The organism is Roseburia sp. AM59-24XD (genome assembly GCF_003478445.1).
In the GTDB taxonomy this organism is placed as follows: Bacteria; Bacillota; Clostridia; order Lachnospirales; family Lachnospiraceae; genus Jutongia.
This window is the reverse complement of sequence record NZ_QUET01000004.1, coordinates 92,937-108,872: the sequence shown is the minus strand read 5'-3', so window position 1 is coordinate 108,872 and position 15,936 is coordinate 92,937. Positions and strand designations below refer to the sequence as shown.

At 45.0% G+C, this 15,936-nt stretch carries 13 protein-coding genes and 1 pseudogene; 3 read left to right on the top strand and 11 right to left on the bottom strand.

The genetic code is table 11. From position 1 onward, the window contains the following. Positions 1–342: 342 nt before the first annotated feature. From DXA20_RS17430 to DXA20_RS02830, 3 genes are read left to right on the top strand one after another with little or no spacing between them, the layout of a single operon-like run. Positions 343–1,263 carry a cache domain-containing protein gene (locus DXA20_RS17430; protein WP_330420591.1) on the top strand — a complete coding sequence of 307 codons (921 nt, stop codon included), beginning with the start codon at positions 343–345 and terminating at the stop codon, positions 1,261–1,263. Continuing rightward, positions 1,233–2,369, top strand: a complete 1,137-nt coding sequence (locus tag DXA20_RS17425; protein ID WP_330420590.1) for a methyl-accepting chemotaxis protein — start codon at positions 1,233–1,235, stop codon at positions 2,367–2,369. Before DXA20_RS17430 ends, DXA20_RS17425 begins: the two co-directional genes overlap by 31 nt. A 31-nt stretch (positions 2,370–2,400) precedes the next feature. After that, complete coding sequence (locus DXA20_RS02830; RefSeq protein WP_243100508.1) at positions 2,401–3,384, top strand: substrate-binding domain-containing protein; 984 nt, start codon at positions 2,401–2,403, stop codon at positions 3,382–3,384. Positions 3,385–3,502: 118 nt separating this feature from the next. Here DXA20_RS02830 and DXA20_RS15985 read toward each other — a convergent pair whose 3' ends face one another. The 11 genes and pseudogenes from DXA20_RS15985 to DXA20_RS02780 form a co-directional block, all read right to left on the bottom strand. Next, positions 3,503–3,667 carry a DUF6040 family protein gene (locus DXA20_RS15985; RefSeq protein WP_330420598.1) on the bottom strand — a complete coding sequence of 55 codons (165 nt, stop codon included), beginning with the start codon at positions 3,665–3,667 and terminating at the stop codon, positions 3,503–3,505. Positions 3,668–3,829: 162 nt separating this feature from the next. Then, positions 3,830–5,308, bottom strand: a complete 1,479-nt coding sequence (gene rlmD, locus DXA20_RS02825; RefSeq protein WP_330420589.1) for a 23S rRNA (uracil(1939)-C(5))-methyltransferase RlmD — start codon at positions 5,306–5,308, stop codon at positions 3,830–3,832. 1 nt (position 5,309) lies between these two features. Then, positions 5,310–6,281, bottom strand: coding sequence for a 3'-5' exoribonuclease YhaM family protein (locus DXA20_RS02820; protein ID WP_118559220.1), 972 nt, complete (start codon positions 6,279–6,281; stop codon positions 5,310–5,312). 111 nt (positions 6,282–6,392) lie between these two features. Beyond that, entirely contained in the window at positions 6,393–7,022 is a 630-nt protein-coding gene (gene sigK / locus DXA20_RS02815) for an RNA polymerase sporulation sigma factor SigK (RefSeq protein ID WP_118559219.1), read from the bottom strand. 64 nt (positions 7,023–7,086) lie between these two features. Next, positions 7,087–8,775 carry an AAA family ATPase gene (locus DXA20_RS02810; protein WP_118559218.1) on the bottom strand — a complete coding sequence of 563 codons (1,689 nt, stop codon included), beginning with the start codon at positions 8,773–8,775 and terminating at the stop codon, positions 7,087–7,089. Between the two features lie 126 nt (positions 8,776–8,901). Next, positions 8,902–10,698, bottom strand: a complete 1,797-nt coding sequence (locus DXA20_RS02805; protein ID WP_118559217.1) for a hypothetical protein — start codon at positions 10,696–10,698, stop codon at positions 8,902–8,904. Positions 10,699–10,759: 61 nt separating this feature from the next. Continuing rightward, positions 10,760–11,421: pseudogene (locus DXA20_RS02800) on the bottom strand (metallophosphoesterase family protein). A gap of 93 nt (positions 11,422–11,514) precedes the next feature. Then, positions 11,515–12,264 (bottom strand): BMP family ABC transporter substrate-binding protein, encoded by a 750-nt coding sequence (locus DXA20_RS02795; protein ID WP_279222347.1) that lies wholly within the window; start codon positions 12,262–12,264, stop codon positions 11,515–11,517. A 17-nt stretch (positions 12,265–12,281) separates the two neighbouring features. Next, entirely contained in the window at positions 12,282–13,436 is a 1,155-nt protein-coding gene (locus tag DXA20_RS02790) for a hypothetical protein (RefSeq protein ID WP_118559215.1), read from the bottom strand. 214 nt (positions 13,437–13,650) lie between these two features. Then, a complete protein-coding gene (locus DXA20_RS02785; RefSeq protein WP_118559214.1) occupies positions 13,651–14,811 on the bottom strand; it encodes an ABC transporter permease in 1,161 nt (386 codons plus the stop codon). Beyond that, the gene (locus DXA20_RS02780) at positions 14,798–15,931 is read right to left on the bottom strand and encodes an ABC transporter permease (RefSeq protein ID WP_118559213.1); all 1,134 of its coding nucleotides are present in this window, start codon (positions 15,929–15,931) and stop codon (positions 14,798–14,800) included. The genes DXA20_RS02785 and DXA20_RS02780 overlap by 14 nt, the downstream gene beginning before the upstream one ends. Between the last annotated feature and the right edge of the window lie 5 nt (positions 15,932–15,936).

The following is a 15,936-nucleotide window of genomic DNA, read 5'->3' as shown; positions in this document are numbered from 1 at the left end:
CCAGGATCCTCTCAGGGCTTCCATCTGTAGAAGCATTATCGACACCGATTGTGTCAAGCAAAATCAAAAGTTTTACAACAATCTTCAGTACAGCAAATTATCTACAAATCTCGTGGTATATATGTTATAATGTACTATACCTAAGAGAGATCCAAGCGACCACAATGCAGGCATTTGGTTATCCGGGGTTATTAACGAACAAATTAGCTTTCAAAACACATAACAGGCTTTGAAAAAGCGGATTTTCGAGTTATCTAAGTGGAACTTTTCAAACATAGCAACTCAATATGTGGAGAAGATTTCTATCGAAAAACCATAGTTTATGAAAAGAGGTGACCGCCTATGAAAAATAAGGCAAACACAGAAACATCTTTGAAACCTTCTAAGAAAAAGAGTAACACGAAGATTTCAATCAAAACAAAGATCATTGGAACCATCGTACCGGTTGTAACCATTTTGATCGTTGTCATGATCTTACTGTCCTACACAATTTCCGGCAAGATCATTTCCAACAATGCAACCAGTCTGTTGGATTCCTCCATCAGCTATCAGTCAGAAAGTATTGCCGGATGGCTAAATGAAAATCTTGCAGCATTTTCTATGGCAAAGCAGACCATTGAGCAGACCAAAGCGTCCGGTGCGGAATTGCAAAAGTTGTTAGATTCCTACTATGAGTATAATGCCAATTATCCAAACGGACTTTATGTCGCTGATGAGGAAGGTAATGTCATCAAGGCCAGCAAGTCAGAGCAGACTTTTCATGATGTTACACAGTCTACCTGGTACCAGGAAGGACTTTCCCGTATTAATATGAAATACGGCAGTGCTTACGAAAGTGACGATGGAACAAACCAAGTCAGTGCTTCCGCATTGTTAAATGACGGTTCCGGCACGATCCGCGTAATCTCTGCAGATGTATCTCTTCAGAGAATTGCCGTAATCGTTAATTCCTTTGTCAAAATGAATGATGCCGCAGCCTTTCTGATCGATACGAACGACGGAACGATCCTGGCACATCGTGATTCTTCTCTCGTGTCCACGAAATTGGATACATCCAACAAGGATGCCTTTTTATCCTCTGTAGCAAAGAAGATTTCCGACAACGATTATGACACTTGTGAATTGAATGGTAATCTGACCGGATTTGAAACCGTTTCCGGAACAAACTGGGTACTGGTGTCCTACATTCCGGACAAGATCATTTACGCAGATGTCAACAGTCTTCGTACAAAATGGTCGTTATCGCAGTCGTTGCCCTTTTAGTTCTGGTCGTTTTAGTCGAACGAATTATACATCTGGTTGTCAAACCGGTACGCAGACTTACTAAGACAATTACCACAATGGCAGATGGTGATTTCACCGTTGATGTCAAGGTCAAAGGCAGTGATGAGATTGGACATATGGGCAGAAGTGTCCGGCATTTCCTAGATTCCATTCGGGGTATGTTGTATGAGATCCACGAAATCTCCGACAGAGTATCTGAGCAGTCAGACACGACCAACAACCTGTCCGTAGGAATGTATGATTCCGCATCCGTACAGGCAAAATCCATGCAAGAATTGAACGTCACCGTCGATGAGCTTTCCCGCTCTATCAGCGAAATTGCCGACAATGCCACAACACTTGCTATGGTCGTTTCTGATACAAAACAGACAAGTACAAAGGTAGAGTCACATATGCAGCAGACTGTCACCGCTTCCATTCAGGGTAAAAACGATATGCGCCAAGTCAATGATGCAATGGAGACAATCAGTTCTTCTATCCGGAAATTAGACCAGGCAATCGATAAGGTCGGAAAATCTTCTGAGGAAATTGAAAAGATCGTAGGCGTCATTGGTAATATTGCAGATGAGACGAATCTCCTTTCCCTGAACGCTTCGATTGAAGCAGCACGCGCCGGAGAAGCCGGCAAGGGATTTGCCGTTGTCGCAACAGAAATTGGTAAGTTAGCACAGACCAGTACCGAGTCCGTTGGTCACATCGTGGAATTGATCAACGAGGTAACCGGTCTTGTACAGGAGACCATCAAGCAGGCAGCTGACAGTATGAAAAACATTGATGACAGCAGTCTCATGATCAATACTGCGTTGCGTACTTTCGATGAAATCTTTAACGATATTCAGGTAACGGAAGATTTGATCAAACAGATGATGACTAAAGTAAGCGAAGTAGATTCTGTAGCAACAAATGTCGCTGCCATTTCCGAAGAACAGGCAGCCAGCACACTGGAAATCCAAGCCACTTCCGAAAACATGGTGGCACAGGCAAACAGCATTGCTGATAACAGCAATATTGTCATGGACGGTGCCAAAGAACTTTCACAGAGTGCAGACAATCTGAAAGAACATATTGGTCGTTTCAAAATATAAGACGCAAATTTGCGCAGAAATGAGGATAACTATGCAATACAGAAAAAAATTATTGACAAAAATATTTTCTGTGGTTCTCTGCCTTGGCTTGCTGACGGGCTGCTCCAATGGCAGTACACAGAGTGATAATGCTTCCGGCATCAAAATGTACCTCACGGTCTCTACGGCTGATACTTTTCGCCAAACGATCATTGATGCTGCGAAACAACAGGCTCAAAAAATTGGTGCAGAACTTACAGTGCAAGATGCACAAGGTTCTTTGGAAAACCAATTAGCACATATTAAAGAAGCAGTAGATAGCGGTTATGATGTCATCCTCTGCAACCCTGTTGATACAGATACGGCACTGCAATTACAGGTAGCTGCAGGTGATCTGCCTATCGCTTTCTTTAACTCCTGCCCTAATTCGGAGCGATTGGAAGCAGGCAAGTACATCTTCGTTGGATCCAATGAGAAAGAAGCCGGAAAATATCAGGCAGAATATATCTTGAATAAATATTCTTCCAAAAACGACATTAATGTGGCTATCTTCAAAGGCGAGAAAACACATTCCGCTACTTTAGGAAGAACAAATGCATTGAAACATACCTTAAATGCATCCGGCAAAAATATCCATTATGTCTTCGAGGACAATGCCGATTGGTCAACAGACACGGCAAAAGAATACTTTAACTTGTTCTTCAAGACCGGACAGCCTGTCGATGTTGTAGCATGCAACAACGACGATATGGCACTTGGAATCGTCCAGTCGTGCGAGGAGAACCATATTTCCTTTGATACTCTCCCTGTCATTGGTGTAGATGCCACCGATGCCGGTTGTCAATCCATCAAAGACGGCAAAATGGCATTTACGATCTATCAGTCCGGCTCCGGACAGGGTGAATATCTGATCAAAGCTGCCGCTCGTTTGGCACAAAACCAATCATTGGAAGGTATCAAATATTTGTCAGATGATCAAAAATATGTATGGGTTCCATTTGAAAAAGTGGATAAAACAAATGTAGATCAGTACTAATACTACGATGACATGCATATGATATAAGATAACTAAACAAGAGCAAAACACTGGTTTTGCTCTTGTTTATGGAATACGCTAATACTCTTTATGTTCTGATACACCCCCCCGTTTTACTTTAAAAATATCCCCGTTCTTCCTGCCAGTCTTTCACATAGCATCGAATTCCAATATAGACCACTTGCACAAGTAGTAACAGTGCAATGAGATTTAACGGAATGACAACTTTTATCCATTCTCCAAAGTAGATTGCGATAGCTGTACTCATTATCGCCATCATGATGCTGATGATCTCTATTCACTTTTATATACAAAATTGTGTTTCAAGTATCCAGGTCAAGTACCACAGACACCTCCACTTTACGAACTTGTACTTTTTCTTTATGATTTGCACCAACTTCATTAAAAGTCCAAAACTCTGTAAAGTGCGTAAATTCAAGGATTTCTACATACTTTTGCGTTGTAGTCCTACCACCGTCTCCACATGCCCGCTATGTCCAAACATGTCACAGGCTCGCACTCTCTTCAGCTCATACCCCTCCCCGCACAGATACTTCAGATCTCTTGCGAGCGTTGCAGGATCACAGCTTACATACACAATCTTCTCCGGCTCCATCTGAACCACGGTGCGAAGCAGCTTCTCGTCACAGCCCTTCCGCGGAGGATCAATTGTCACCACATCTGCCCGCAGTGCGCCGCCACTCTTCTCGTACTGCTCCGGCACAACATCCTCAGCGGCGCCCACGAAGAATTCCGCATTGGTAAAGCCGTTACGCCTTGCATTGTCTCTGGCATCCTCGATTGCCTGTGGGACGATCTCGACACCGCAGACCTTTGCTGCCTTCTGCGCAAGAAACAGAGAGATTGTTCCGATGCCGCAGTACAGATCCCACACGACCTCGTCCCCTTGAAGATCTGCGTATTCGAGTGCAGTTGTGTAAAGCTTGTGTGTCTGCTCCGGATTTACCTGATAAAAGGACAGTGGTGAAATGCGGTAAGTGATATCTCCTATCTTGTCCTCAATATAGGTCTGTCCATATAATGGGACAATCTTATTTCCAAGTATCCGGTTTGTTTTCTCCTGATTGATATTCAGGCAGATGCTTTTTATCTGGCAGTTATCATACAATACATTTTCTTCTGCGCCGCCCTCTTCTGTCCCATTTATCGGACAGGAAAGAAGGGATTCTACCAGCTTTTCTGAATGAGGAAGCTTATTTCCGTTGATGATCAGGCACACCATGACTTCGCCGGTATATTTACCAACCCTTGTCAATATATGGCGCACCAGTCCTGTATGTGTCTTTTCACTGTATGCGGTTATATGATACGTTTTCATAAAGGAGAGAACGGTTTCCAGAATCGCATGATTACACGGATGCTGAATGGCACAGTCGGTGTTTGGTATGATGGAATGAGTACGTCCCGCATAAAATCCTGTGACCAGATTGCCTTCTTTGTCATAACCTACCGGAAACTGCGCTTTGTTGCGGTAATGATATGGCTTGTCCATTCCCATGATCGGCTCCATCGGAATCTCCGCAAAGCCGCCGATCCGCTGCAGGCAGTCCCGTACCTTTTTCTCTTTCCAGATAAGCTGCTTTTCATAGCTGCAGTGCTGGAGCTGACAGCCACCACATGCACGGGCGCAGTCACACTTTGGCGTGACACGCCACGGTGACGGTTCGATCACCTCCAGAAGTCTGGCATATCCGTACCGCTTCTTGGTCTTTAATATCTTGACGCGTACCAGATCCCCCTCCAGTGCATCCTTGACAAAAAGGGTATAACCGTCTAAACGGCCTATACCCTCTCCATCTGTTCCCATGTCTTCTATTTTTAAAGAAATCTCCTGCCCCTTTTCAAGCTGTGGCATTTTCTGCCCATCGGAGCATGTATCATGATTGTTCTTGTTTGATGCCATGTCAGATTTTGTTTCCTTTCTTTTTCTGTACATAACCGGAGCTCTGGCGCACATTGGAATCTACATAACGGCTGAAACCAAGCCACTCTGTGGTAGGCTCTGCCTTGTCGTAAATCTCTGTGATGGTCTCAAGCTTCGCATCGGTATTATCCGCAAAGCTTAGAGCGATCGCCTCTGCCAAAGCTGGCTTCTTCGGCGAGCCAAACTCAAGCTCTCCATGGTGCGACAGAATACAGTGACGCAGTTCGGAGGCAAGAACCGGTGGAAATCCCGGTACTTCCTGAATCTTCTGTCCGATCTTTTCTGCACCCATAAAGATGTGTCCCAGAAGCTGACCATCGTCAGTGTAATCGTTCATCGGGAAATTAGAAATCTCATATACCTTTGCAAAGTCGTGGAAAATCGCTGCGGTCAGCAAAAGATCACGATCCAATACCGAATAATTCGCTGCCATAAAATCACACAGTCTGGTTACTGCCAGTGTGTGCTGCAGCAGTCCGCCCACGAAGCCGTGATGCACTGCTTTCGCTGCGGAATGTACCTTGAACTCCTTGACAAATGCGGTGTCCTTGATGAATGTATTCTCGGCAAGCTGTTTTAAATGAGGCTCCTTTAAAGAAGCAATGATCCCGCAAAGCTCCTGATACATTTCCTCGATATCATACTTTGAGGAAGGTATGTACTCTGCCGGATCGTATTCGCCCTCCTCAGCCTTGCGCAGGCGGCGGATATTGACCTGACGTGCTCCCTGGAAGGATGTCACCATTCCGTCCGTCATGACAAAATCCATAGAATCAAAATCGGCGATCCCGTTATTCAATTCCCAGATCTTTGCGTCAATAATTCCTGTCTTATCCTGAAGAAGGAGGGAGTAATAGGTCTTTCCCGCCTTCGTTTTAAGAATCTGCTTGCTCTTACACAGATAGATTCCGGTAAATTTATCTCCTTCTTTATATTCACTGATGTAATACATATTTCTGTCCCTTTCTCTCTTCAATACATAACTGCAAAACATAATTGAGATAAGTGTATCACATTCATTCTTCCCCCACAAGAGGACCATCCAAAATTATTCTCTCTTCCGTCACATCAATGCCTGATAACACTGATTTAATTTGAGAAGCGCCTTTTTTTCGATACGGGACACATAAGATCTGGAAATGCCATAGCGCTGTGCCACCTCTCTCTGCGTCCACTCCCTCTGCCCATCCAGTCCATAGCGAAGTCCCAGGATCTCCCTCTCCCGCTTCGTCAGAACTTCATTCATAAACCCCTTTAATTTCCGCAAATGCTGTTCTCTTGTCAGCCGTTCCGGAATATCCTCGTCCTCATATTCAATAATATCGATCAGACTGATCTCGTTGCCTTCCTTATCAGATCCGATCGTGTCATAAAGATACACATCTCTTGCTGTTTTCTTCCTTGCCCGGAAGTTCATCAGCAATTCATTCTCAACGCATCTGGAGGCATAGCTGGCAAGCCGTATCCCCTTGGATTCATCAAACGAATCCACCGCCTTGATCAGACCGATCGTTCCTATGGAAATAAGATCTTCCATGTCCCGATCCATCGAGGCATACTTTTTGGCGATATATGCGACCAGACGCAGATTGCGCTCGATCAGAGCATTCCTCGCATCCTTATCTCCCGCCCGGCACCTTTTCAGATACTCTCTTTCCTCTTTTGCGCTGGGAGGCTGTGGAAAAGACTGCATAATGACATACCTCTTTCACGCTTTCCTTCTATCCTATGCGCGAGGGAAGATGTCTGTGCTTTTCCTACCCGATCAAAACTCTTTTTCCTTCAAAGGCAAAGCCGTAATGACGGATCCTATCTGCCGCAATTCCCTGTGATAACAGTTCTGCATCATAGTTTTTGTCAACTATCTGATCCAACGCAGACTGAACCGCTTCTTCCAGAGTCTCCTTTTTCATCCGGCTGCACACCTTAAATTCAATAATGATCGCCGGATATTTCTCACGCTCCTGCGGAATCATCATAATATCATACCTTCCAAATCCGCTCTCCCGATTAGAACGTATCTCATAGATCCCTGCACGCTCTGCAATGAGTCCAAGCACAAAGCCATGATAAAAACGCTCCGGTTCCGGATCACTCCCATTTCCGCTTCCCACATCAAAATAACTGAATGTGGCAAGAGCAACCTTGTTCATATAATAATTCATTGCCTCCAAGTCACCGTTAATCAGAGCTTTCATAAAATAACCATAGTTCGCATCCTGATTTTGAAACCAATCCTGAAACATTGTCGTAAACATACTCAAGGTCTCAATATTTGTAATGTCCAGCGTATACCACGGTTCTCTTGTAATGCCTCGGTAATCAACATGTTTCACCTTCAAATAGCCACTGGCAAGCAAAAGACTCCAAATTGCATTTTCATTATGATCCAATTGATTATAGACGATCTGCTCATCAAAACTTACAACAATTTCCCGTCCGTTTAAAAGATCCTCCATCTTCTCCTTCACATCGGCAGATGCAGTTCGGATCAGGCGGCTGACAAGCCCATTGGAACTGGTCGAAGCCCAATATGGATAGGTTTTTCTTTTGTCCAGATAATTTGTAATAGACCATGGGTTATAAATATCCTTATGTTCTCCAAAGGTAAAGCCATCATACCACTGTTTCACTTCATCCTTCTTATCTCCCATTCCAAACTCATCGAGCACATGAAACACTTCTGACTCCGTAAATCCAAAGCAGTCTGCGTATAAATCAGACGTTGTTGTAATCACCTGTAAATTATTCAAATCTGAAAAAATACTCTCCTTGGAAACTCTCGTAATTCCCGTCATAATAGCACGCTCTAAATAAGGATTCGTCTTAAAGGATGCATTAAACAAGCTTCTCACGAAAGCTGTAAATTCATCCCAGTATCCCTGAACATATGCCTCCTGCATTGGTGTATCATATTCATCCAAAAGAATGATGACTTTCTTACCGTAATAACGTTCCATCCATTCAGACAGATTTCTCAAAGAATCCTGTGCCGTAACATCATCCATCTTTACTGTTGTCTGGTAATATAGTTCACGCTCATCCTCACCAAAAATATCTTCTTTCATGAGATTCCTGTTTTCCCGGTACAACCTTGCAATCTCCTGTTTAATCTGGGTTTTGGCATCCTCCAGATTTCCCGCTTTCACTGCCGCAAAGCTCAAAAATATTACCGGATATGATCCCTGCAGTTTCCGGTACGCCTCTTCCTGCCAGATAGAAAGTCCCTCAAACAGATCTGCCCGATTCGCATATTTATTAGAAAAGAAACACTCCAGCATACTCATATTTAACGTCTTACCAAAACGCCGCGGACGTGTGATTAATGTTACAACATCCCGGTTTTCCCACCATTCTTTTATAAAATTTGTCTTATCTACAAAAAAACAATCTTGCTCTCTCAAAGCAGAAAATCCCTGTATTCCTATACTAATCGCCTTTTTCATACACTCACCTGCTTTCATTTTAGCACTATACAACTCCTATACACTTTGTTTCATTATAGCGATATTTTCTCAAGGTTACAAGCCACATTGAATAGCAAAACAACTGTGCTTTTCCTGCCCGATTCTTTACGGAACCAATGCTGCCAGATACATTTCGGTGTCCTCCGGCACGCTCGTATCCTGCCCGAGATCCCATGCAAACTGACTCAATTCATCCAGAAATTCCGAATCCTTAGCTTCTTTTATTTTCTGCTGCAAAACATTCTTTGCTTTGTTTCTTAATTGCTCTGAGTTCCTGTCCGCCCACATGACCAGAATTGACTCACAGTAATTTAACGTATTGACTGCCGTGTAACGCAGATAAACCGACTTGAGCAAATCATTCTCAGACGGATAATTCATTTCACATTTTATCCCGGATGCATCGGCAGGAATCTGGTATTTCTTATAATATTTGATCACGGTCTGATACAAGTCCTCCCGGTTCAGAAGAATGCGCAGTGCCGGAATGCGCTTTGCTGCATACTCGATTCCTTCTGCATAATAGCGGTCCTGATCCATCAGGCTGTTTGCCACCGGATTTCGCATAACAAATTCAAATAACTCCTCTGTGGACATGTCTGCCAGCAGGCTTTTGGGAGCATCAAACAAGGAATCATATTCCTTCTGATAATCCACAGCAAGAAAAGAATATGCTCCGTACGGACACACCGGATACTGATATTTTCCGTTGACCTTTTTCCATGCAGCAGGATCCTTCACCAGCTTCCGGTATGCTTTTAACTGCTTCAGATCCTTCTTGCCAATATCAGAAGCAGACACAACATTTGACTGATAGATTTTGTCATAAAATTTCGGAGCATGATCCCCCTGTATCACGAAATTTACACCACGTCGATAGTATGGAATCCTGTCGTCATCATACCCACTGAATTTCACCGACAGCACATCCGGTGAAAGCTTAACCGTACGCAGCTTCGTGCCATCACCAAGGACCACCGGTTGATCGATCATGGAGATTGATTCCGGAATTGTCATACTGCCGTCCTGAATGGACGCGATCAGCAGTTTTCCCTTTGTTTTATCATATAAAGCGCCCTTTTGTCCGGCGTATCTCGAATTTGATCCGGAAACATTAAAATCGATATTTTGCGCCGCAGCATAATTGTACGGCAGCTCCAGAGATATCTTTTCCACACTTGCCGGAATCACAAGTTCTTCGAGTTCCGACGGTATCCTTTGCATGGTCAAAGTTTTTGTTCCTTCCGGAACCGATACCTTCTGTGCATTCTCTGCAATCCCATAAACATCTGTCCCATTTTTGGAACAGAGACAGCCGTTTAATACCTGGTATTCTTCCATATTCTCCGGCAGCACCAGCTTCTCCCATACAACGTCCAGAAGACTGGTATCTTTCAGCTCCGTATGAATCGGTGCAGAAAAATACAGGGACTTGCCATCCTGCACATAACGAAATGCATTGAAGGAAATATATTTTAAGGTATCCGGCAGATATATTTCCTGAATATCAGCCACCCGGTCATGTACATCGTCCGGATAGATATAAGTCGTCTGCGCAGTAGAATCTTCCATATATTTTTCTCCGAAAATATCACAAACTGTATTTCCGGATGTGGATTCCTCCTTATCAAAGCGGTCATTCTCATCTCCTAATTTGGTGACCGCCTTTCCTCCCAGCTTTGAAGGTATTTTAAGCACCGAAAGATCTTTATCGCCAAGAGGTCTGATATTCTGGATCCATGCTTCATCGCCTTGTACCGTGTACTGATACTCAAAGCCATCGATCACCTTCCGGCATTCCTTCTGCCGGCTCTCTGTGTTTGCATGTTTGAGGATAGATACTCCCCCAAGCACTACCACAGCAATGGCTGCCACCACGATCACTTTTGTAATTTTCTTCATAGAATTCTCCTTTGCAAACGATATGTCGGTTACAATTTCACTTTTCCCTTTTCAATACTCCTTAATAATAAATATCCTTTGGATACAGCAGCTTATTCATCCTCTCCCAGAATTTGCGCTTCTTGGCCGGCTCCGGCACCTCGATCACATACCGCTCGTAGGCATTGATGATCGTTGTGTCCAGATAATGGCTGACCCGCGGCTGGTCACGACGATAATTCATATGTACATGACCATGGAAAAATAAGCCGGCTTATAATGCTTCATGATCCAGCGGAAGCACCGGAAGCCCTGGTGCGGCAGATCCTCGGCATCGCCAAGATCCTTTGCCGGTGCATGTGCCACCAGAATGTCCAGTCCGCCGCGGATGCGGACCTTCCATTTCAGGCGGGACCACCGTTGATACATCTGACGCTCGGTGTACTGATACTTTCTCATAGAATAGCTCATCGAACCTCCAAGTCCTGCGATCCGAAGTCCCTTATACACAAACACGGCATCGTCAATACAGACGCAGCCGTCGGGCGCCTTTCTGTCGTAATGCACATCATGATTGCCGTGTACATAAAGAACCGGAACCGTCGTAAATGTCGCCAGAAACGACAGATACTCCGCTTTCAGATCCCCACAGGAAATGATCAGATCGATCCCATCTAATTTTTCTTTTTCGAAATAATCCCAAAGATATTTCGATTCTTCGTCCGCTAGCAATAAAATTTTCATACTAATCCCTCATGCTCTTCTCAGCCCGCAAACGCCCGGTCACAGGCACAAAATCTGCCGTATGAGATCACTTTGATATCTGTTTCATACGGATCACACAAGCTGTCGTTCTCCCTCACTTAACGTCTGCTTCAGACCTCGCAGCCGCACAAGATCCTTTGCGTGATCACTCAGCTGGTCAATCGTCGGAATCTCTCCCTCAATACCTTCGATGAGCCAGTCCATCATCATGACGTCCTCCGGCGTCAGCGCTTCATTCTCCCCACAGCGCATTGTATGTTCGTTGTCGTACAATATACCGGAGAAGATAGTAAAGCTTCCGTTTGCGATCGAACTTTTCAGGAAACGGATCAGACGGCAGGTGTTCTCCGGGATACTGCTGCCCAAGATCACATCCAGTACATTGGCAGAAAGACCCCACCAGTAATTTAACGCCTTCGGCTCCTTCGTCGAATCCGTTTTCCAGGAACCGCGCATAATACTGTTGATCAGCTCCTCATAAAACGCGCCCCACTGATAAACCGTCGTGGCAACATTTCTGGTCCCCTTGTCCGATAAATGGTACAGTCCCAAAGTACGGTCTTCCTTCGTCGGCGAGATCATGTTCTGGGATGAGATAAACGAAATCCCTCGGTCAAGGAAATACTGATCGGAAGGGCAGTCCTGCATTGTAGACCACTGAAGATGGATCCTCGCTCTCGGATTGATCATTCTTGCCCCGAGCGCAAACGCATTGATGCCGGGGATCACGCCGTAGATCGGATAATCTGCAAGATAGCCGATATCATCCTGCTCACTTAAGCTTGCTGCGATCATTCCAAGCAGGAACTTTCCTTCATAAATACGAATTCCATAGGTTCTTATCGAGCATGCGGTGAGTTAAGCGAGCAGTTTAATATCTTTGTGTTCGGATAGAGCGGGGCGATCTTGATGCAGGCTCGCACAAACATCGGCGCGATCGCAAAAATAATGTCATAGCCCTCCTCACAGAGCTTACGCAGTATCTCCTCATCGTCCTCATACGGCTTTGCGATAAATGCTTTGGCATCAATATCTCCATGAAAGGCATCAATGATATGCTTTCTTCCCATCTCCTGTCCGTAGATCCAGTCGGATTCCGACGGCTTGACATCATAGACAAATGCCACTTTATGCACCTTCGGCGACTGCATCTTTTTGATCATGGAGGTCTCTGTATTCGGAACGGTCAAAAGCTCCACCGGCTCATCCTCAGCCAGTGTTACAATTTCCTGCCAGATCTTTGCCAGATCCTTTTTGATCTCACCGGACAGTTTTTCCATGGATTCACTGTACGGATAAAGGGACAGATAAAACAGCATTGCATCATCCTCTGTCATCCCCTTTAATTCGTTGCCGCCCATCGCCTTATATGCATTATAAAATGCCACATGAAAGGAGGAAAAGTTCATGCAGTCATCCTCGGACCACTGTTCATCCTCTCCCTTTCCCACATACTGGCAAAGCTTCTGATAGCTTCCCTTTCTGGTAAATACGACATAATTGATCTTTGAATTCCGGTAGAAATCCATAAATTCATAATAAATCTGAATATCCGGATCGTCCGTCAGACGCGGCACCTTGCGGATCACCTCTGCCGGAATGGTCGGAGAACCCACGTACTTTAATACGCTTGTCCTTTTATTTCCCTCGACAACATAATATTTATTTAAAAACTCATACACCTTGATCGGCGTATGGATTCCCTCCTGAATCTGCGCATCATACAGCAGAGACCATTTCACGGAAAATTCACTGCCATAGTTTAAAAGCGGCATGAAATTACAGGCAAATGCCTGTGTCCGTCCTGCGGAAGAGGTTCCGATCACCTGCTTCGCCGGGATGTTGATCGTGCCAAGATTCTCCTCGCGCTCTATATGCACATGAGATAAAATCTCATCCAGAACCGGAAGATATGGATAACTTCCCTGCAGTGTTTTACTTTTATATGCTTTCAGTGCTAACTTCTGTGCTTTCAGATAATCATCGTATGCCATATGGTATCTCCTTTCCGTAACATTATACCTTTCTTGATTATACTATATATTCTGTTTGTCTTACAATAATTATCCCCTGAAAATCACCAAAAAAGGGCAAATCTAGCATTTTGTCCCTGATTTCCACCTCATTACGAGCATTTTTCTATACACAAAAAAGAAGCCGCAGACCACTTGAATTCACATCAGCCGGTCTGACGGCTCCTGTCATATTTTATGCTTCCGATGTGCGCCTTGCCGAAACGATCACAAGTGTCACCGCAAAGATCACAAGCGCATATCCCAGAGATACCATGGACTGGGTCAGAATATTTTTCACAAAAGTGTGCGATACCGTTTTCATAGCACCGATGCTCTCATTATTCACCACATACCAGTAGGTCGGAAATATTTTCGCCACATTCTGTACCCCGGCTCCGAAAAACTGCCTTGGAACGAAAACGCCGCCGAGGAAGCAAAGTACCAGGCTCAACACATTCACAATACCGTTGATGGCATCATCCGTTTTGGCAACCATGCCGGCGAAAAAGCCAAGGCTTAATCCAAACAGAAGCATCGTGAAAATATTCACGGCAAACCACGGCAGACGCGGATCGGTAAGAATGCTGCCACCGGATATAACGACTGCTGCCACAAGCACAAACAGATACAAGCCGCCCCCATATACAAGCACTGCTGCCGTAATCTCTGCCACTCTTTTCTTCATCGGCATAGAGCTGCATTCCGTCCGTTCCCGTACCTCCCTGCGGTTCAGCCGAAGCAGCACCAGACCGATTCCGGACACACCAACCGCAATAAACAGATATGGAACATACAGAAAGAACCGTGTACTCATATCTCCCTGTCTTTTATTGACAAAGGATGCCATATGCACCTTTGTCTCCTTCTTCTGCAGAGCTGTCAGCTTCTGTCCTGCTTCACGCAGACTGATTCCATTCCCGGTCAGTGCGGTCATTTTCTGAAGATACATCTGCAAAGCCGCCTCAAAATATGCGGAATCAAAACAGCCCGGCACCTTCATGCAGGAAAGCTCCGGCATCTCTCCCTTGGAAAGCACCTCGTCCGTTCCCTCCGGAATGACTAATACATAGTCGAGCTTTCTCCAATACAGCGCATCTGCAATCTTATCCTGATCCATTTTCATTTCGGTCACCTGATTATGTGTCCCAAAATACTCCCTGATCTGACCGGCAAATTCTCCTTGATCCTCATCCACAACGGCGATATCCAGACTGTCCTGCTGAAAAGAGGATGCTCCGCCACCGCCGTTTACCTTCGCCATGATCAGCGATAGGGACATAAACACCGCAAAGAAGATAAAAACAGTTCCCTTGTATTTATTTAATATCAAAAAATATGCTTTAAATACTCTCATATCGCACCCTCCTGAGCTTCCACACACTGATGAGCACACTGACGATACCGGTCAGAGCAAGTGTCGCCATATTGATCACATAGCTGCGCCTATCCCCATATACGGACAGACTCTTAAAGCCGTTCACAATCAATGTCCCCGGATTGATCCGGTTGATAACCGGACAGTGCTCTTCAATGAGAAATGTGATATCTCCCCACTGCAGTCCGGCAAGAAAGGAGCTTATCATAAATACCGCCACGCAGACACCTTCCTTTTTCTGGACGGGTCCTTTGATAAATACAGCGATCACCTCACCGATCGCGAGTGCCGTAAAGCTGCCGATCCATCCTCCCAGCAGAACCAGTCCCGCGTTCTGTCCGAAATCCTGGTCATATACAAAGACACAGACGCCGGTTACGATCGCCACAATGATACAGTACAAAATGTATGTTGCGATAAAATCATTCAGCACCTGACGAAGCTTCGGTGTCGGCGCAACATTTCTTCTGGCACCCACCGCCGTCAGATCTGCCTGAATATCATTGCCATTGTGCATTCCAACCATTGTGCCGATCAGACAGGTCATGGCGATCAATGCATAGAAATACTGAGCGTATGGATCCTTGTCGGTTCCTTTTAACGGAATCTCCTTGATCTGCGCCTGTGTTCCTGCCGCCAGAGCCTGCACAAGATCTGCCACCTTGTCCGGATCCTTCCTGGCGGTATCCTCGATCAAGGCGGTATTCTCGCGGTACTGATCCAGAAATGTCTTGATCAGACTGCTGTAATTGTCCGATGTTTTGGCGATAAGGGATAACTCCTCTCCTCCCTGAACGATTCCGTATATCTTTTCGTCCTGCAGCGCTTTCTCCGCCTGCTTCCTGTCTGTATATTTTTTCACACGAAACAGCGGTATTTTATTCTCCGTCTGTACCTCCTCCATCATGCTCACAAACATTTCCGGAAGATCGCTGTTTGTCAGAACACCTACCGGCACCTCCTCAAACTGCTCAAGATCATTGATCCCGCCAAACATAAAATAAAACAACATTCCGAGAATAATCGGAAATGCCAGAGACCAGAACAGAAGTGTTTTCTGACGCAGCATGGTTTTCATTCGATATCTCACATGCAACATAATAC

Bases quoted from the DNA above. Each gene is read 5' to 3' on its own strand.
- DXA20_RS17430 (WP_330420591.1), top strand. From the start codon at position 343: ATGAAAAATAAGGCAAACACAGAAACATCTTTGAAACCTTCTAAGAAA.
- DXA20_RS17425 (WP_330420590.1), top strand. From the start codon at position 1,233: ATGGTCGTTATCGCAGTCGTTGCCCTTTTAGTTCTGGTCGTTTTAGTC.
- DXA20_RS02830 (WP_243100508.1), top strand. From the start codon at position 2,401: ATGCAATACAGAAAAAAATTATTGACAAAAATATTTTCTGTGGTTCTC.
- rlmD (WP_330420589.1), bottom strand. From the start codon at position 5,308: ATGGCATCAAACAAGAACAATCATGATACATGCTCCGATGGGCAGAAA.
- DXA20_RS02820 (WP_118559220.1), bottom strand. From the start codon at position 6,281: ATGTATTACATCAGTGAATATAAAGAAGGAGATAAATTTACCGGAATC.
- sigK (WP_118559219.1), bottom strand. From the start codon at position 7,022: ATGCAGTCTTTTCCACAGCCTCCCAGCGCAAAAGAGGAAAGAGAGTAT.
- DXA20_RS02810 (WP_118559218.1), bottom strand. From the start codon at position 8,775: ATGAAAAAGGCGATTAGTATAGGAATACAGGGATTTTCTGCTTTGAGA.
- DXA20_RS02805 (WP_118559217.1), bottom strand. From the start codon at position 10,698: ATGAAGAAAATTACAAAAGTGATCGTGGTGGCAGCCATTGCTGTGGTA.
- DXA20_RS02790 (WP_118559215.1), bottom strand. From the start codon at position 13,436: ATGGCATACGATGATTATCTGAAAGCACAGAAGTTAGCACTGAAAGCA.
- DXA20_RS02785 (WP_118559214.1), bottom strand. From the start codon at position 14,811: ATGAGAGTATTTAAAGCATATTTTTTGATATTAAATAAATACAAGGGA.
- DXA20_RS02780 (WP_118559213.1), bottom strand. From the start codon at position 15,931: ATGTTGCATGTGAGATATCGAATGAAAACCATGCTGCGTCAGAAAACA.